Origin of the sequence: Photorhabdus heterorhabditis, from assembly GCF_018448905.1 — a bacterium.
GTDB classification, from domain to species: domain Bacteria; phylum Pseudomonadota; class Gammaproteobacteria; order Enterobacterales; family Enterobacteriaceae; genus Photorhabdus; species Photorhabdus heterorhabditis.
In genome coordinates, this window is the sequence record NZ_RCWA01000008.1 from 148,972 (window position 1) to 168,506 (window position 19,535).

Consider the following 19,535-nt stretch of genomic DNA (forward strand, 5'->3'; position numbering starts at 1 on the left):
GCAGAAAGGGGGGAAGGAAACGCCGTTTTCTTTAAAGCAACAAGCCACCTTTCTCAATCACGATGGCTTGTTACTCAACACATTTTAAATTTAAAGAGGGAAGATTTATCTCCCTCTATCTTTAACTCAAATCTGATATCAATCACCAACAGAAATACGTTTCATATCTGTCATATAGCCACGTAACACACGACCAACAGCCTCAATTGGATGGTTACGAATAGCTTCATTAACATCACGTAACTGGGCGTTATCAATACCACTCTCTGCAACAGACTGACCTAAATCACCTACTTGTAGTGATTTCATGAACTTTTCTTTCAGCAATGGGACCGCAACATGAGAGAACAAATAGTTACCATATTCTGCTGTATCAGAAATAACCACGTTCATTTCATACAGACGTTTACGCGAGATAGTATTAGCAATCAGCGGCAATTCATGCAGAGATTCATAATATGCAGATTCTGCAATAATACCGGTATCAACCATAACTTCGAATGCCAGTTCAACCCCAGCTTTCACCATAGCAACCATCAAAACACCGTGATCAAAGTATTCCTGTTCACCGATTTTACCATCATATTGCGGTGAATTTTCAAACTGAGTGTTACCTGTTTCCTCGCGCCAGCCTAACAGCTTCTTATCATCATTAGCCCAATCCGCCATCATACCGGAAGAGAATTCACCAGAAATAATATCATCCATATGTTTCTGGAACAGTGGCGTCATGATGTCTTTCAATTGCTCAGATAACGCATATGCACGCAATTTTGCCGGGTTAGACAAGCGATCCATCATCAAAGTAATACCACCTTGTTTCAATGCTTCAGTGATGGTTTCCCAACCAAATTGGATCAGCTTTCCGGCATAACCTGGTTCAGCACCTTCCTCTATCAACTTGTCATAACACAGCAATGACCCTACTTGTAACATACCACACAAAATGGTTTGTTCACCCATCAAGTCAGATTTCACTTCAGCAACGAAAGAAGATTCCAGAACGCCGGCACGATGACCACCTGTTGCCGCTGCCCATGCTTTAGCAATCGCCATACCTTTACCTTTCGGATCGTTTTCCGGGTGAACAGCAATCAAGGTAGGAACACCAAAACCACGTTTGTACTCTTCACGAACTTCAGTACCAGGACATTTAGGTGCTGCCATCACTACAGTGATGTCTTTACGGATTTGCTCACCAACTTCAACAATATTAAAACCGTGCGAATAACCTAGTGCAGCACCTTCTTTCATCAACGGTTGAACTGCATGAACAACAGAAGAGTGTTGTTTATCTGGAGTCAGGTTGATAACTAAATCAGCCTGCGGGATCAGCTCTTCATAGGTACCAACTTGAAAACCATTTTCTGTTGCTTTACGCCATGAAGCACGTTTTTCTTCAATTGCCTCTTTACGCAGGGCATAAGCGATATCCAAACCGGAGTCACGCATATTCAGACCTTGATTCAGCCCCTGCGCACCACAACCGACGATGACGACCTTTTTGCCTTTTAAATATCCTGCCTCATCAACAAATTCTTCCCGTGCCATAAAACGACATTTACCTAACTGCGCCAACTGCTGACGCAAGTTCAGCGTATTAAAATAATTAGCCATTAGTAACTCCGTGGTCATGTTGTGTTCAGCAATTAAGTGCTGCGACTATTTTTGATATTTCCTCACCCAGTGAGGTATCTACATATTTTCAATATATGACATGAAAGCTATTGCTTAAATTGATATATTAACAATACTACATTGCATTTTATGCAATACTGATTATAGGATAAGAAAAGGTAAACGGATTATGGACATACGTGATCTCAAACTGTTTCTGCATCTGGCTGAAAGCTGTCATTTTGGCCGCACTGCGAAATCAATGCATGTCAGCCCTTCTACATTATCTCGCCAAATCCAACGCATTGAAGATACTCTGGGTCATCCATTATTTTTACGGGATAATCGCACCGTAAAACTGACATTCGCTGGAGAGCAACTTAAACAATTCGCCCAACAGATACTGTTACAATATCAGCAACTACAACACTCACTGAATCAACAAAGCCCATCGTTAAGTGGCGAATTACGTCTGTTTTGTTCAGTCACTGCGGCCTACAGTCACTTGCCACCGATTCTTGATCGTTTCCGTGCAGAGCATCCCTTGGTTGAAATCAAACTTACCACTGGTGATGCTGCAGATGCAGTAAATAAAGTACAGTCTAATGATGCCGATTTAGGAATCGCTGGTAAGCCAGAAAAACTACCAGATAATGTCAGCTTCACCAAAATCGGTGAAGTACCACTAATACTGATTGTACCGTCCCTCCCCTGTACTGTGCGAACGCTCGTAATGCAAGAGAACCCTGACTGGGATACTATCCCCTTTATTTTGCCGGAACATGGTCCTTCACGTAAGCGCATTGAGTACTGGTTCCGCCACCATCAAATCAATAACCCATTGATTTACGCTACAGTATCCGGCCACGAAGCGATTGTTTCTATGGTTGCGCTAGGTTGTGGCATTGCATTAATTCCCAATGTAGTTGTAGAGAACAGTCCTGAACCAGTGCGCAATCGCATATCTTTACTGGAGAATATTTCTCTGGTGAAGCCGTTCGAATTGGGTATATGTGTACAGAGAAAACGGCTAAATGAACCCTTGATTAAAGCATTTTGGGGATTGCTATAATGAATAGCCTTAGCAGGTATTTTTATTCATTACAAGTCTGATATAACCCACTTCCCGCATTATTCTCATATACTTATGATTGGTGTGACATAATTCACAAAGAATATAAAAAAATAACCATATAGTTTTCATGATAATATGTTTAATATAAGTTATAACTAATCAATAATAATTATATGAAATATTGACTCATCATTAAATTTTTGGTCACTAATTATGTTACTAAAGGAAATATCTATAACTATATCAAGTGGATAATGATTATTTATCACTGAAAAATTCAAATATTGTTAAAATTGACTAGCAAAAGCAAAGCATTTTGAATATTTCATCAGCTAAAAATATAGCTGTGAAAAATTCTCTATGCCATGTCAAAACAATATTTGCCCATAGTGAAATTATTTCTTGAAAGATACCATAGGAAACAATTTCAATTTCATAATAATCATTTATTAATATCAATAAAATATAGTTTCCAATAATAATTATTTAATAGCATTCAATTAAAAAAATAATATCATGAATTTATTGTAATCACAGAAAATAATTAACTCAAACACACACAATAATTTAATAAAGGATAAAATCATGTTACATAAAATACCGTATTTTATTAAATTCTATAAGTTTCATCTGCAAGATTTAGTTTTCTCTTATAATATGAAAACCGAATGGCATCGCCACCCTTGTATACAATTAAGTGTAACACCAAATAATTCACCGATGAGGATTGATACTGACAATGAATCCAGACAAGTACATGGATTTATTATTTCTTCTAATATAAAACATAAATTACACACAGAAGGACAACTCTGTTTTAATTTACTAATAGATCCAGCCAATCCTCTATGCCATTTGTTATCACATCAGATGGGAAACTCAGATATAATATATTTAAGTCAAGAGTCATCCAGTTTGATAGCAAATTATTTTATTAATTGTTTACAATCAGAAACCTCTCCAGATATTTTTATCTTAAATAACCTCTTAGGTGAAATAGAAAATTGTCATTGTTATCAGGATAAAAGGATCATGAAAGCAGCCACTCTTATCACTGAACTGCCGGTTAAATGTATATCTTCCCGAGAAATATCAAACCAACTTTATTTATCTGAAAGTCGATTTTTACATCTATTTCGAGAAAAAATGGGAACAAATTTCCGTAGCTATCTATTATGGAAACGCCTACATCATGCTATTGATGAGATACATTTATCTGATTCTCTTACTCTATTAGCCAATAATAGCGGGTTTTCCGATAGCGCACATTTCAGTCGTACCTGTATGATGCTATATGGATTAAGACCATCTGAGTTAAAAAATGCTTGTATGAATAAATCACAACAAAAACAACTCAATTTTTCATCAACATTAACAGGATTAAATTTTCCAAAGCAAAATACCTATGTCATGCATAAATAGTATTTTTGATAAGTTATTTAAAATAAATAAATCCTATTTATAATTGTTATTATCAAGAGCCAGTATGTTAAAGATTCTGTATCATTCTACACCAATAACATATTTAAATTATGTACTTTTAGTAATGATACAGAATTCAAAATAATTTCATAACAATATCAGCCAATAAGTCACGAATCCATGACAAATAAAACATACAGAGTAAAATATCACTATCCTGTACTAATCATTCATTTTAATGATACATGCTCTTTCAGATAATTTTCTACCCATTTAGCTATCCTGTTTGTATCTTTATAAGCGCCTAATATTAGTTCAGAACCACGGCTACTCAGCCATTTCCGCCCGACGATAAATAACCCTGGGTAAGGTGTTTTTCCACCTTCTGCATAACCACTTTCACAAACAAATCCATTGGTATCCGCAGCGCCAGGAAGAGTCAACCATGCTGTATTATCTTTATAACCCAAGCACCAAATAACAGTATCTGCCTCATATTGATTACCAGACAAATCACATAATTTATTATCTTTTATGTCAACCAATCTATTTGCTATTTTTACACCAAAAGCAGCTAACCGATGATTTTTCAGATCCCCACAAGGAATAGGATTACGCCGGCGCATGATTTTTCCTACCAGACTATAATAATTAGCAAACAACAGACCACTTTTACTCAACCACCAAAAGATATCTTTACCCATTATTCTATTCGGTAAGAGAGGACGAGAAGAACCGCAAAATAACGTCACATTCGTAGTAGCCGCTAAATCTTTCGCAATTTGGCGCCCACTAGCACCATCACCAATGACAGCGACTCTACTACCTTCTTTAATTTGCCTAGGCTCCTGATATTTATCTGCCGCCAGTTGCTGTATATCAGCTGAAAGTTGCTTAGCAAATGCAGGAACATCAGCTAACTGATTAGCACCCGTTGCATTAACCAGACAAGGCGCATTAAATACTTTCCCATCTTTCGTTTTAACACGGTAGCCGTTTTTATCATGCGTCACTTCAACTACTTCGGTTTGAGTATGTATATTAAGGTTATGATGTATAGCATAGCGTTCGAGGTAATCGGCAACTTCATTTTTATCCGGATATCCATCTTCGATTCCAGGAAACGGGAGGCCATGAAGCTGGGTCATACCACGTGAAGTGAATAATAACATATTATCAGGGCGCCTACGCCATACATCACCAATACGCGCATTTCGCTCTAATATGCAGACATTAATATTCTTAGTCGCGAGGATAGCGGCTAAACTTAACCCGGCTTGACCGGCACCCACAATTAAACAGTCCATTTTCACCATGCGTACTCGTTTTTAATTCGTAATTTATCGGTATCTTATTTTTTATCATTATCCCAATCTTAGAACAATAAAAATTTTTATAAAAAAACCATTCAATAGATTAAAAAACAATGAACTCCACGAAAATATAAAAGATAATTAAACAATTTACTTGAATTAACTGGTCATATTCGTATTAAAGTGGATATTTTGAATAAATCAGCTGTTCTTATCATTAATTTATCAATATTGATAAGTCCATATAGTTATCAGCAATAATAATACAGCCGATTTATTCAATAAAATGACATAATTAATAACTATCCTTTTTGCCTACGTAACTTATGCATTATTGCTATAACATATAATAAACAAAGATGAATTCATCTACTCTACCGGAGATGCAAAAATGGAAAATATCAAAAATATATATGATGGTATAAAGTCTCGTGGAGGAAATCCGCTGAAATGGTTAATAGCAGATGTCGACTTTCTCTATAAGCTGTCCAAAGAAGAGCAACAAGAATTAAAAACTTGTTTACTTAAAGATGCTTTTCATTTCCATTACCATAATAATTCTTACTATAAAGATATCTGTGAAAAGCAAAATATTAAACCAGAAGATATCCAGAACTATAATGATTTAGTTCGTATTCCACTGATACCTGTTACAACTTATAAATCAGCCGAAAGTCATCGCTTATTAAGCAAGCCGTTATCTGAAATCGAACATGAAATGCGTTCAACGGGTACAAGCGGAGTTCCCAGTGTTTATCGTCGTTGCCACGATACGATGGATCACACAGTATTGGCTGTTTACTCTAATTATCGCAGCATGTTCAAAGTATCTGGCGGTGCAGGATTATGTTTATGCCCTTCAACAGAAGATATTCCAGAAATGGCGTTGGTCAAGATCTTTAATTTCCTGACAGGTTTATTAGATACTCGACGCTATATGATCAATCAAGATCGGTTTTCCCCAGAAGATGCTCTGGATCAATTAATCCAATGGAAAGGCAAATTCACTCGGCATTTAATTGGCCCTCCATTCATGATCCATCGTTTTATCACGTTCCTAAAAGAAAATAATACCAAGCTCACTTTAGATCGCGATAGCATGGTAATCACAATGGGCGGCTGGAAACGTTTTACCGGAGATATGATCTCCCGCGGTGAACTGAATACAGATATTGAAGAATGGATGGGAATTCCAGCATCCCGGACACGTGATATGTACGGTCTGGTTGAGGCAAACGTTCTTGCTATAGAAGATGAATATAACCATAAGCATATTCCGCCTTATATTCATTTCTCCGTCCGTGATCCTAATGATTTATCGCGCGAGCTACCCGATGGTGAAACAGGGCAATTAGTGATTCTGGACCCACTTTCTGTTTCCACTCCAGGTATGTTACTAACAGAAGATTTGGTCTACTTACGCACTGATCCTAACAAATCCTGGCGTAATTCTCAGAGAATTCAGTTTGTTATGCGCACTGCTGCCGCTAAAGAATTTGGTTGTTGTGCGGTCAATCTTGAGAGAAAAATGTCAAACGACGAAGATTCCTCGGCTACCCCCGCTGTATAAGCTGTATAAATAGCAAGGTGGAATTATGTTTAACAGCATCATTATTGACAATTTTTGTAATCCTGACTGCCAGGGGGAGTTATCCAAACCCACAATTAAGCTGGCGTTAGGCAACCCTGTATGTGGTGACAAGGTTGATATTGACCTGACATTGGATAACCAGGGGCGGATAGATAATGCCTGTTTTCGTGCATGGGGATGCACGGCATCCCTGGCAATGTCTAACCAATTTTGTCGTCACGCTAAAGGCAAAACTCTTGAAGAACTAAACGCATTATCACCTGACGGCATTGATGCGTTATTAGGAGAGTTAGAACCAGCCCAGCAACACTGCCTTGATATGCTGCATAAGCTATTCGAGCAGCTAAAGGGAAAAATATGACAAGCCTATACTTCGACTACAACGCCACAACACCGCTAAGTGTTAAAGCGCAGCTGGCGATTAAAGACGCTTTGTCTGTTTTTGCTAATCCATCCAGTCACTACAGCTTAAGCAACATGGCTAAAAACTTGCTCACCGACGCCAGAAGATCTATGGCGTCATTAATGGGCACGGTACCAGAACACATCCTGTTTACATCAGGAGGAACCGAAAGTAATAACCAAGCGTTGTCCAGCCTGTTAGCGACACTTCCCGGCTCGGATCTGTCTGCACATCATGTCATTAGCTCTTCCATTGAACATCCGTCTGTTCTGGCACCATTACTCTGGTACCAGCAACGCGGACTTCAGTTGACGCTAATCGATCCTGATAATCAGGGACGAATAAGTGTACAAAGCATTGAGAAAAACTTGCGGCCAGAAACACGCCTGATCACATTAATGGCAATTAACAATGAAACCGGAGTGATACAGCCCTATGAAGCCGTCGCCTCTTTGGCAAAAGAGGCCCGTGTTTATCTGCACATAGATGCGGTACAGGCTATTGGTAAACTGCCTTTTAGCTGCGACACGTTTGATGGCATAACAACCGTATCTTTCTCTGGTCATAAATTTAATGGTCCTAAAGGTATTGGTGGTCTTTATCATGCACCAGGCATTCCATTAAATCCTTTACTACACGGCGGAGGACAAGAACAAGGAATACGCAGTGGCACTGAGAACACGCTGGGCCTTGCGGGACTCGCTGCCGCAGCTAAAGAATCTCTGAACGGGTTGAAAGAACGTTTCGATACCTACAAAACACGCAGAGAAACCTTGCTATCTCTGTTGGAACAACATCATGTTAACTATCTGGTTAATGGCAGTACAAACCCAGAGTTTCAAGCCCCCTGGACACTCAATTTAAGTTTCCCTGGGGTCCGAGCTGAATCATTGGCCAGTAGGTTGGATTTATGTCACGGAGTCTCCTTATCTTTAGGATCAGCCTGTAGTAATAACAAATCAACGCAACGTTCTCATGTTCTGGTTGCTATGGGGCTGCCTGATGATCGTATTGATAGCGCGGTACGTATCAGTTTTGGATATACAACAAGCCAAAATGATATTGAAATGCTGGCTAACGCTATCAAACAGGAAACTTATAACTTGCTGAAAATTTCGGGCAAATCTTTAAACGCTTAGGAATAACAGTAAAACAACATTTAAAGACGGCGTAGCAGGAATAATTAACTTATTACCTATTGATACCTATATTCCTGCACCTAAGCTCCGTTAATATTTTTTAGACTTTACGGGATATTAATATGAAACTATTTGAATTACTGCAATCTCAGATTACTGAATTGACTGATATCGAACCAGAGGACATTACTCTTGATACCTTACTTGATGACATTCATTTAGTAAGCTTAGATTTTGTATCCATTCAGGTTGCGTTAAAAAGAGAAATGGGTATTCAACTGAATTTCGATAAATTCCAGAGAGATAATACGACGACAATCGGCGATTTCGTCAATTACGTCAGTGAAGCAACAAAATAATTATTATCAATATACTTGGATGTTAGCTGTCTATGGCATATCACGACACAGCTAACATTTATTTTTGTGATGCTTTTATCTACCAATCCCATTATTTGGTTGTATTAAAAAATAAAGCATGTCACCAGGAACTTACTTTTGGAGATAATGTTTCATGAATTTTCAAACTAACTACCGCCGCGTTGCCATCACAGGCTATGGTTCTATCTGTTCTCTTGGGCAAAATACTCAGGAAATTTGGGATGCAATCCTAAACTATCGTATAGGTTACAAAAAGGAAACCCACCCAGACGCTTCTGTTGTTGCAAAATTCTTCGGCAACATACCTTTTTCTCCTGATGTGTCACGATTTTCCAAAAAGTTGCTAAAGAACCTTCCCAGATTCAGCAAACTTGGGCTGATTGCTGCGGACGATGCAATCAAAATGGCATTTGGTAACGATAAAGCAGCCCTTGACGAAAGTTATTCACCTTTTGAACGAGGTGTCATTTTTGGTACTGGCTGGGGTGGAGAAGATGCAACCGTTGAAAACAGCCATTCCTATGCTACCCAAGGTATTGCCTCACCCATGACAAATATTATGTCCATGCACAGCGTGGGCACGGCAGCTATTTCAATGAATTGGAATTTACGGGGATATCAGAATACCCCAGTTGCAGCGTGTGCAACTGGCAGTATGGCAATAGGAGATGCTTTTGAACTTATTCGAAGCGGACGCACTAAAATGATGCTGGCAGGTGGCGGTGAAAGTATCAGAGATCCTTTCATTGTTTGGAGCATCGACATTCTTGGCGCACTCAGTAAGGAACAGGAATCTGTCGAAAAAGCCTGTTGCCCATTTAGCAAAGACCGTAGTGGTTTTGTGATGTCAGAAGGCGCGGCAGTATTATGCCTTGAAGATTATGACAGTGCCGTTGCCAGGGGAGCCAAAATACTGGCAGAAGTCATCGGCTATGGTAACTGCTCCGATGCATCTGATATGACAGCACCAGCACCAGATTGCAAAGGACGAGTAATGGCGATTCAAACGGCACTGGAACAAGCCCAACTCTCCGCTTCAGATATTCACTATATCAATGCCCATGGGACATCAACCCCATTAAACGATATTAACGAAACTGATGTTCTAAAAATGAGCCTGGGAGAACACGCCTACCATGTTCCTATTTCCAGTACCAAATCCTACACCGGCCATCTTATTGCCGGGGCAGGAGCAATTGAATCCATTTTCTGTATCAAAGCAATAGAAACAGCCACTATTCCCGCAACTATGCACTTGAACAATCCAGATCCGCTATGCGATCTGGATTACGTACCTAATATCCACCGAACTCACCAAGTTATTGATACTGCTTTAAATGTTAACTATGGATTTGGCGGTACAAACTGTGCGCTTATTTTCAGGAAAGCCGACAGATGAATGTTCAATTTAGCAAAGAAGATCTTAAACAGTGGGCTGAATTCTCCGGAGACTACAATCCCATCCATTTTGATGAAAAAATCGCAAGAGAAGTTGGATTGGGTGGCATTGCAGTACACGGCATGTTGGCAATGATCCCGCTTAAAAGTGGATATCACCATTCATCGCAACCGAACGAGAACATTGGCAGGCAATGGCACGTTAACTTACGCAATCCCGTGCCCCTGGATGCTTGCTATTGCATTAAAACTAAGCATATTGACTTGAATGGGAAAACTACTTTTAATCTACAAGATGAAATAACAAACCTAAAACTTTTAGTGGGTCATTATAGTTGCTTCGATTTTTCGCAAAAAACCCGCTTTCTGGAAAAACCACAATGTCAGGTTCCCCTACAAGAAACAATAAGAAAGTCCATTGAATTCAAGAATACCTTTCCTAGGGTCAATGAGTTCTGGATCTTTCTGGATGCCCTGATTTTTTATCTCTTTATGCAACAAAGTGCAAAAACTGCACTAGCAACGGAATTTAAAAACTATTTCGGCAAACAAGGGAGACATGATGAAACATGCCTCAAAGATCTTATCGTCTTACATGTTATGCATACAGTGAGTTTCTCTCCAGCCCTGCTCAATCGCGAAATCCCAGATGAAATGCCAAGCATCGAATATTCGATCCTACCCAAGGATACCTTTGATGTTGATGGCTCATTATACGGTACGTTGGAAATTCCGATCTGGCTAAATGGAGAAATCGTTTTAGTTGTTGAAATGAGTCTGATGGGAACAACAAAAAGAAAACAGATTACCAACTAAGGTTGATGAATTCTGTATTGGCAGACGGATGGCATAAATTTAGAGGAATCGATTAATGAATATCAGCATACCTTGGGTTTTTGTTTCAGGGGGATCTCGTGGTATTGGCAAAGGCATAGTAAAAATGCTAGCCACTCAAAATTATCATGTGATTTTTACCTACAAATCAAGCACAAGTGAAGCTCAAATACTTTGTCAGGAAATTAAGCAACAAGGTTATAGCTGTGAAGGCCATCAATGTGACGTATCGAATGCTAAAGAAGTCGCAACACTATCAGCAAAACTTATCTCACAATATGGCCCTCCCTATGCAATTATCAATAACGCAGGAATTACACAAGATGCATTACTGATAAATATGAAAGAAGAAGAGTGGCACAATGTGATTTCCACCAATCTCTCCTCTGTTTATTTAGTTAATCACGCATTTCTACCTGAAATGCTCACTGCTGGAGAGGGCTGCATTATTCACATGAGTTCAGTCACCGCATTTAAAGCTAATTCAGGGCAAGTTAACTACGCTGCAACCAAAGCCGCTATGATCGGCATTACCCGCTCATTAGCCGTTGAAGTTGGCCGATTTAACATTCGCGTTAATACAGTTGCTCCAGGCTTGATTGATACTGAAATGCTAGATCACATCCCCGCACCACATAAGAAAAAACTATTATCCAATATTCCACTGGGTCGTTTAGGGTCAGCGGAAGATATTGCCCTGACAATCAATTTCCTGCTTAGCCCTGGAGGGCGTTACATCACCGGGCAAACATTCGTTATTGATGGGGGCATGACTGCCTGATCCGTTTAAGCAACTGGCATCAGTGGTCTCGTATCCATAATCCAACAGTTATTTGTACCCAGAAAAATATTCTGGGTACTGACACCCAATGCCATTAGTCATAAATCACATCGTCAGATAGACAACCGGCATCTCAGATAAATGTTAATGACCATGATAAATAATTTCAATGTTAATAATATATTTAGCATTAAGTGCTAAATATCACAAATTTTAAATTTATCAATGCTAATAAAGCTTGACCTTGAAGTCGACTCCAAGGTGTTTAATCAAACACAAATACATTAACAAGAATAATTTATTTTTGATCGCTGTTATGGGAGAGGAACATGGCCGAAGAAATACAATCACCTCCACTTAGTGAGAAAAAGTCAAAACGTAAGTTAGCGCTGATCCTCGCAACTCTCTTATTTGTTTTTGCCGGATTAGGTTACTTTGCCTATTGGTTTATTGCACTGCGTCATTACCAAGCTACTGATGATGCTTATGTTGTCGGTAATCAAGTGCAAGTCATGGCACAAATCACGGGAAGCGTAACCACTATCTATGCCGATAATACCGACTTCGTCCAGCAGGGAGACATTCTGCTGCGTTTAGATAGTATTGATGCAGAACATGCCTTTGAACGGGCAAAAAACACACTGGCTAATCATGTCAGACAAACCCACCAGACCATCATTGATAATGAAAAGTTGCTGGCTAATATTGAGCTAAAAAAAACTGTACTACAGCAAGCTCAGGATGATTTGAAACGACGTGAACATCTGGGAATAACAGGCGCTATCGCCAAAGAAAATCTCATTCATGCCCGTAATAGCGTTCGAATGGCAAAGTCTGAGCTAAATGTCGCCCGGCAACAATACTATGCTAATAAAGCGTTAATTATAGATACCCCATTAGAACAACAGCCAGCCATTAAACTTGCCGCCTCCCAACTCCGTGATACATGGTTAACCTTACAGCGCACCCAAATTACAGCCCCCGTGACAGGCTACGTTTCACGCCGTAGTGTTCAGGTAGGATCACAAATAAAAAGCGGTGCCCCGCTGATGGTTATCGTGCCTGCTAATCAACTTTGGGTCGAAGCTAACTTCAAAGAGGTACAACTTGCCAATGTACGTATTGGTCAACCAGTAACCCTGATTAGCGATTTCTATGGTAGTGATGTTACTTATCAGGGCCGGATCGTAGGTCTTGATATGGGTACTGGTAGCGCATTTTCTTTACTACCCGCACAAAACGCCACCGGTAACTGGATCAAAGTGGTCCAACGTTTGCCTGTCCGTGTTGAACTGGAAGCCCAGCAGCTTATTGATCACCCTTTACGGATCGGTTTATCCATGCATGCCACTGTCGATACCAGAAATCAAGATGGTCTAGTGCTTGCCGACACACCTCGCAATGGCATTGTTTATGAAACCAGCGTTTTGTCTTACAACACAGGAGAAATTGATCGGCTAATTAACGAAATTATTCAAGTTAATACCAGTCAAAATGAGTGAGGTTAACATGCTAAAAGAGCCATTATCAGGAGCCAAACTTGGCTGGCTAACCCTGGCTTTAGCATTAGCCGCTTTTTTACAAATATTAGACCTGACCATTGCTAACGTTGCAATATCGACGATTGCCGGAGATTTGGGTTCATCGGTATCGCAGGGTACTTGGGTTATCACTTCATTTGCTGTTGCTAATGCGATTTCTATCCCATTAACTGGCTGGTTAGCTAAACAGTTTGGAGAAGTTCGTGTTTTCTTAATTTCAATGATCTTGTTTGTGATAACTTCCTGGTTGTGCGGTATTGCTAATAGCTTGGAAATGTTGATTATTTCCCGCATTTTACAAGGTATCTCAGCCGGGCCGATTATGCCCCTTTCACAAAGTTTATTACTAAACAACTACCCTCCACTAAAACGAAATATGGCACTGGCAATGTGGTCAATGACTATCGTTGTCGCTCCAGTTTGTGGTCCCATACTCGGTGGTTGGATCAGTGACAACTATCATTGGGGATGGATCTTCCTTATCAATGTCCCGGTCGGCTGTGCCGTTATCGCTATCACCTGGGCGCTATTAAAAAATCGGGAAACTGAAACAAAGATCAGACCAATTGATGGCGTAGGACTGATTTTATTGATTACCGGTGTCGGCTGTTTTCAGTTATTACTCGATAGAGGGAAGGAACTTGACTGGTTTAACTCAGCAGAAATTATTGCCTTAGCGATTATCGCGATTATTACCATTACTTTCCTGATCATCTGGGAACTGACCGATGATGATCCGATCATTGATTTATCACTCTTTAAATCACGTAATTTTACTATCGGTACTTTATGTATCAGTCTGGCCTTCTTACTCCACATCGGTACTCTGGTTCTACAGCCCCAACTATTACAGATGGTCTTCGGTTATACGGCCACTTGGGCAGGATTGGTAATGGCCCCATTAGGGATAGTGCCGATAATACTTGCTCCACTGATTGGCCGTTTTAGTTCAAAAATCGATATGCGTTATTTGGTGATGTTCAGCTTTATCGTTTTTGCACTGTGTTTTTTTTGGCGGGCTTATACCTTCGAGCTATCAATGGACTTTGCTACCGCTGCCTGGCCACAGTTTATTCAAGGCTTTGCTATTGCCTGTTTAATAATGCCACTAGCCGCCATTATTTTGTCCGATGTCGAACCCGCTAAAGTCGCCTCTGCGGGCAGCCTGTTCAACTTCCTACGCACTCTGGCAACATCCGTGGGCATCTCAATTACCACTACCATGTGGTCCCGCCGTGAAGCAGTCCATCACGTTCAATTAACTGAGTCGATAACCCCACATAATCCCATTGCTCAGCAAGCCTATCAGAAAATGGAGCTGTTAGGGATGTCACAGCCTCAAGCTAGCAGCTCTCTGGCGCGCGAAATCACCAATCAAGGATTGATTATTGCCGCTAACGAGCTTTACTGGCTATTTGGCTTTATTTTTCTCATCTTACTGTTTCTTATCTGGCTGGCAAAACCCACAATTGGAGAGAAAAAATAAAACAATAACAAAGGTGGAAACCTCTGTGCACACTAAACCTTTTTTCAAAATAGCACCCCGAAGGTGCTATTTTGTTGTTCTATAGAATATATCTTTTTCACGTCAAAACACTTACTAGCATCTGTCTGTTTCTGATATCTGGCACATTAAAAAGAATTTAAACGCAGGGGTATCCGTCTCATCGTGATACGCGTAGCCTAATGCATCAAGATGACGTTTAAAACGCACTTCTGCTTCTGAAAATTCAAATGCTGCTAACACCCGACCATAATCTGTACCATAATTGCGATAATGGAATAACGTAATATTCCAGTAAGTTCCCAAAGTTTGTAGGAATTTCAGCAAAGCACCCGGTGATTCAGGAAATTCAAAACTAAACAAACGCTCTTTCAATGGCGTAGATGGTCGTCCCCCAATCATATAGCGGACATGTAATTTCGCCATCTCATCATCTGAAAGGTCTGCAACCTGATATCCTTCGGCACGCAATTCTTCAATGATTTCTCGTCGCTCCACTTCACCACGGCTCAGGCGGACACCAACGAAAAGACAAGCCTGTTCAGGATCAGCATCCGTGTAGCGGTAATTGAATTCAGTTACCGCCCGATCACCCAGTTTCTGGCAAAAACGCAAGAAACTACCTTTCTGCTCAGGAATAGTCACAGCCAACAATGCTTCCCGCTGTTCACCCAATTCACAACGCTCAGAGACATAGCGTAATCCGTGGAAGTTTACGTTAGCACCAGAAAGAATATGCGCCAACCGCTCACCTTTGATCTGATGCCGCTGAACATACTTTTTCAATCCAGCCAGCGCCAATGCACCAGATGGCTCCGCAATAGCACGCACATCTTCAAACAGATCTTTTACTGCAGCACAAATGGCATCACTATCTACCGTAATAACATCGTCCACATATTGCTGACACAAACGAAAAGTTTCATCACCGATACGCTTAACTGCAACACCTTCGGCAAACAGACCTACCCTTGGTAAATCTACCGGATGCCCAACTGCCATGGCTTCTTTCAAGCAAGCGGAATCTTCTGCTTCCACACCAATAATTTTGATTTCTGGCATCAGTTGCTTAATCAACACAGAAACTCCAGCAATCAATCCCCCTCCACCTACAGGCACAAAGATTCGATCCAGATGCACATCCTGTTGCAAAAGTTCCATCGCCAGGGTCGCCTGACCTGCAATGACATCTGGATGATCAAACGGAGGAACAAAGGTATAGCCTTCCTGCTGTGCCATTTCTATTGCTTTGGCTTTAGCTTCATCAAAATTGACACCATATAACAGGACTTCACCACCGAGACTATGGACCGCATCGACTTTGATATCCGCAGTGGCAATCGGCATAACAATCAGGGACTTAATTCCCAGGCGATTAGCAGACAGAGCAACACCCTGAGCATGATTACCCGCAGATGCAGTAATCACACCCTGTTTTTTTTGTTCTTCAGTCAAACCCGCAACCATGGTGTAAGCACCACGGAGCTTGAAACTGTGAACAGGCTGCCTATCTTCCCGCTTTACCAAAATAGTATTTCCCAAGCGGGTCGAAATTTTATTCATTTCCTGTAAGGGAGTCACCTGAGCAACTTCATAAACAGGAGCACTTAATGCAGCTTTCAGATATTCTGCACCGCTTGGTGCAGAAGTTAAGGGAAGAAATGCAGCCATGCGATTATCCCCCTAACTTAGATTTATCGCGAACAGCTCCTTTATCCGCACTGGTCGCCAATGAAGCATAAGCTCGCAAAGCAAAAGATACCTGACGTTCACGGGATTTTGGAGTCCACGCTTTATCACTGCGGACTAGTTCCACCTCTTTACGGGCGACAAGCGTACTTTCATCCACATCAAGCTGAATTTTCCGCTGTGGAATATCAATATCAATAATATCGCCATCTTGAACCAAACCTATCAGTCCACCATTAGCCGCTTCTGGAGAAACATGACCGATAGACAAGCCAGATGTACCACCAGAGAAACGGCCATCAGTAATCAATGCACAACTTTTACCCAACCCCATAGATTTTAGATAAGTCGTCGGATACAACATCTCCTGCATACCTGGTCCACCTTTTGGTCCTTCATAGCGAATGACGACCACATCACCAGCAACGACTCTTCCACCAAGAATCGCATCAACTGCATCTTCTTGGCTTTCATAAACTTTAGCTGGCCCACGGAACGTCAGGCTACCTTCATCAACCCCTGCGGTTTTTACAATGCAACCATCCATAGCCAAATTGCCGAATAAAACCGCAAGGCCACCATCTTGGCTATATGCATGTTCAATGTCACGAATACAGCCTTCTACGCGATCTGTATCCAAAGAAGGCCAGCGACAATCCTGTGAAAACGCCTGAGTAGTACGAATACCTGCCGGACCCGCTGAATACATTTTCTTCACCGATTCATCTGCCGTCTGCATCACGTCATACTGATTAAACGTTTGTAGTAAGTCTAACCCCAAAACATTTTTAACCTGACGATTCAACAGACCAGCTCTATCCAACTCACCTAAAATACCGATCACACCACCAGCACGATGAACATCTTCCATATGGTATTTTTGTGTGCTTGGTGCAACTTTACACAGATGCGGAATCTGACGAGACAAACGGTCAATATCTGCCATAGTGAAATCAACTTCCCCTTCCTGCGCCGCAGCCAGTAAGTGAAGCACAGTATTAGTTGAGCCACCCATTGCAATGTCCAGCATCATCGCATTTTCAAATGCGGCTTTCGTTGCGATATGACGGGGCAAAGCACTGTCATCATTTTGCTCATAGTAGCGCTTAGTCAGCTCAACAATACGTTTGCCCGCGTTGAGAAATAGCGCCTTGCGATCTGCATGAGTCGCCAGCAACGAGCCATTCCCTGGCTGAGACAGACCCAGCGCCTCTGTCAGACAATTCATGGAATTAGCAGTAAACATTCCTGAACAGGAACCACAGGTTGGGCAAGCAGAGCGCTCAATCTGCTGGCTATCTTCATCACTGACATTAGGGTTTGCCCCTTGGATCATGGCATCGATCAGATCAAGCTTGATAATCTGATCCGACAATTTAGTTTTACCCGCTTCCATGGGGCCACCGGAAACAAAAATCACCGGAATATTCAAGCGCAATGCTGCCATCAGCATTCCCGGCGTGATTTTGTCACAATTGGAAATACACACCATGGCATCAGCACAGTGAGCATTCACCATATATTCGACAGAGTCAGCGATCAATTCACGTGATGGCAGAGAATAGAGCATACCACCATGCCCCATTGCGATACCGTCATCTACCGCTATTGTATTAAATTCTTTTGCAACACCACCTGATGCTTCAATCTGCTCAGCAACTAGTTTACCCAAATCCCGTAAATGAACATGTCCTGGGACAAACTGAGTAAATGAGTTAACTACCGCAATAATCGGCTTACCGAAATCTGCGTCAGTCATCCCTGTCGCACGCCATAAAGCGCGAGCCCCGGCCATATTACGGCCATGGGTCGTGGTAGCAGAACGATACTTAGGCATTATTCTTCACTCCCGTGTTATCAAAGCAAACAGGCGGGGAACGAACCGCCTGTAAATTATTTATAGTTCTATTAAGAGTTTATTGGATCTAACCAACCCCATTTATCGTCTGTCTCGCCATTAAACAAGCCAAAGAAAGCTTTCTGAATTTTCTTAGTAATAGGCCCACATTTACCAATACCAACCTGAATACCATCAACACTACGAACTGGTGTGATTTCAGCCGCAGTACCAGACATAAACACTTCATCAGCCAGATACAGAGATTCACGCGACAGTACTTGTTCACGCACTTCCAGTCCCAAATCTTTCGCTAGTTTAATGATGGCATCACGAGTAATCCCCGGCAGTGCAGATGAAGTGAATGGTGGAGTAAACAGTACGCCATTTTTTACTTCAAACAGATTTTCACCGGCACCTTCAGAGATATAACCATAAACATCCAGTGCAATACCTTCTTGATATCCATGACGACGAGCTTCACTCCCCACCAGCAGAGAAGACAAATAGTTACCACCTGCTTTAGCCGCAGTTGGCGTTGTATTTGGCGCTGCACGGTGCCATGAAGAAACCATAGCATCAATTCCTTGATCCAGCGCCCCTTCTCCGAGATAAGCCCCCCATGGAAAAGCGGCAATTATGACATCCGTTTTATAGCCAGCAGGTGGATTAACCCCCATTCCAACATCACCGATAAAAACCAATGGGCGTATATAAGCACTGACTAAATTATTTTTACGTAGAGTTGCCCGGCAAGCTTCCATCAATTCATCGACACTCTGACTTAGTGGCATGCGGTAAATCTTTGCAGAATCATGTAAACGCTGCATATGCTCACGATGGCGGAAAACAACAGGCCCTTTATGAGAGTCATAGCAACGAATGCCCTCAAAGACAGACGTACCGTAATGTAAGGCATGGGACATTACGTGAACTTTAGCATCTGCCCAAGGAACCATCTCACCATTGAACCAAATATAATCGGATTGCTTAGTCATTCTCTTATTCCTT

At 41.2% G+C, this 19,535-nt stretch carries 16 protein-coding genes; 11 read left to right on the forward strand and 5 right to left on the reverse strand.

Going from position 1 to position 19,535, the window contains the following annotated elements; translation table 11 throughout:
* Positions 1-138: 138 nt before the first annotated feature.
* Entirely contained in the window at positions 139-1,617 is a 1,479-nt protein-coding gene (gene ilvC / locus EAE89_RS07550) for a ketol-acid reductoisomerase (RefSeq protein WP_054478903.1), read from the reverse strand.
* Between the two features lie 190 nt (positions 1,618-1,807).
* Between ilvC and ilvY the strand changes: the two genes are divergently transcribed.
* Positions 1,808-2,689, forward strand: coding sequence for an HTH-type transcriptional activator IlvY (gene ilvY, locus EAE89_RS07555; protein WP_054478902.1), 882 nt, complete (start codon positions 1,808-1,810; stop codon positions 2,687-2,689).
* Positions 2,690-3,277: 588 nt separating this feature from the next.
* Positions 3,278-4,114, forward strand: coding sequence for an AraC family transcriptional regulator (locus tag EAE89_RS07560; protein ID WP_054478900.1), 837 nt, complete (start codon positions 3,278-3,280; stop codon positions 4,112-4,114).
* Positions 4,115-4,344: 230 nt separating this feature from the next.
* Here EAE89_RS07560 and EAE89_RS07565 read toward each other — a convergent pair whose 3' ends face one another.
* Positions 4,345-5,421, reverse strand: a complete 1,077-nt coding sequence (locus EAE89_RS07565; protein WP_244866263.1) for a flavin-containing monooxygenase — start codon at positions 5,419-5,421, stop codon at positions 4,345-4,347.
* Between the two features lie 397 nt (positions 5,422-5,818).
* On the opposite strand from EAE89_RS07565, the gene EAE89_RS07570 reads away from it, so the two are divergent.
* From EAE89_RS07570 to EAE89_RS07610, 9 genes are all read left to right on the forward strand, one after another.
* A complete protein-coding gene (locus EAE89_RS07570; RefSeq protein ID WP_214085629.1) occupies positions 5,819-6,997 on the forward strand; it encodes a LuxE/PaaK family acyltransferase in 1,179 nt (392 codons plus the stop codon).
* Between the two features lie 25 nt (positions 6,998-7,022).
* The gene (locus EAE89_RS07575) at positions 7,023-7,379 is read left to right on the forward strand and encodes an iron-sulfur cluster assembly scaffold protein (protein ID WP_054478896.1); all 357 of its coding nucleotides are present in this window, start codon (positions 7,023-7,025) and stop codon (positions 7,377-7,379) included.
* Positions 7,376-8,560: a cysteine desulfurase family protein gene (locus EAE89_RS07580; RefSeq protein WP_214085630.1), complete on the forward strand. Its 1,185-nt coding sequence runs from the start codon at positions 7,376-7,378 to the stop codon at positions 8,558-8,560. Before EAE89_RS07575 ends, EAE89_RS07580 begins: the two co-directional genes overlap by 4 nt.
* 122 nt (positions 8,561-8,682) lie before the next feature.
* Complete coding sequence (locus EAE89_RS07585; RefSeq protein WP_054478893.1) at positions 8,683-8,919, forward strand: acyl carrier protein; 237 nt, start codon at positions 8,683-8,685, stop codon at positions 8,917-8,919.
* A gap of 154 nt (positions 8,920-9,073) precedes the next feature.
* Positions 9,074-10,339 (forward strand): beta-ketoacyl-[acyl-carrier-protein] synthase family protein, encoded by a 1,266-nt coding sequence (locus EAE89_RS07590; protein WP_054478891.1) that lies wholly within the window; start codon positions 9,074-9,076, stop codon positions 10,337-10,339.
* Positions 10,336-11,154 carry a MaoC/PaaZ C-terminal domain-containing protein gene (locus EAE89_RS07595; RefSeq protein WP_054478889.1) on the forward strand — a complete coding sequence of 273 codons (819 nt, stop codon included), beginning with the start codon at positions 10,336-10,338 and terminating at the stop codon, positions 11,152-11,154. The genes EAE89_RS07590 and EAE89_RS07595 overlap by 4 nt, the downstream gene beginning before the upstream one ends.
* Before the next feature lie 55 nt (positions 11,155-11,209).
* The gene (gene fabG / locus EAE89_RS07600) at positions 11,210-11,953 is read left to right on the forward strand and encodes a 3-oxoacyl-ACP reductase FabG (protein WP_054478887.1); all 744 of its coding nucleotides are present in this window, start codon (positions 11,210-11,212) and stop codon (positions 11,951-11,953) included.
* A gap of 329 nt (positions 11,954-12,282) precedes the next feature.
* Positions 12,283-13,455 (forward strand): multidrug efflux MFS transporter periplasmic adaptor subunit EmrA, encoded by a 1,173-nt coding sequence (gene emrA, locus EAE89_RS07605; RefSeq protein WP_054478885.1) that lies wholly within the window; start codon positions 12,283-12,285, stop codon positions 13,453-13,455.
* A gap of 7 nt (positions 13,456-13,462) precedes the next feature.
* Positions 13,463-14,980: a DHA2 family efflux MFS transporter permease subunit gene (locus EAE89_RS07610; RefSeq protein WP_214085631.1), complete on the forward strand. Its 1,518-nt coding sequence runs from the start codon at positions 13,463-13,465 to the stop codon at positions 14,978-14,980.
* Between the two features lie 114 nt (positions 14,981-15,094).
* On the opposite strand, the gene ilvA is transcribed toward EAE89_RS07610, so the two are convergent.
* The 3 genes from ilvA to EAE89_RS07625 all read right to left on the reverse strand — a co-directional run bounded on the left by ilvA (position 15,095) and on the right by EAE89_RS07625 (position 19,522).
* Positions 15,095-16,669, reverse strand: coding sequence for a threonine ammonia-lyase, biosynthetic (ilvA, locus tag EAE89_RS07615; protein ID WP_214085632.1), 1,575 nt, complete (start codon positions 16,667-16,669; stop codon positions 15,095-15,097).
* A 4-nt stretch (positions 16,670-16,673) separates the two neighbouring features.
* Positions 16,674-18,524, reverse strand: coding sequence for a dihydroxy-acid dehydratase (gene ilvD / locus EAE89_RS07620; RefSeq protein WP_054478880.1), 1,851 nt, complete (start codon positions 18,522-18,524; stop codon positions 16,674-16,676).
* Between the two features lie 71 nt (positions 18,525-18,595).
* Complete coding sequence (locus tag EAE89_RS07625) at positions 18,596-19,522, reverse strand: branched-chain-amino-acid transaminase (RefSeq protein WP_149616815.1); 927 nt, start codon at positions 19,520-19,522, stop codon at positions 18,596-18,598.
* Positions 19,523-19,535: the final 13 nt, after the last annotated feature.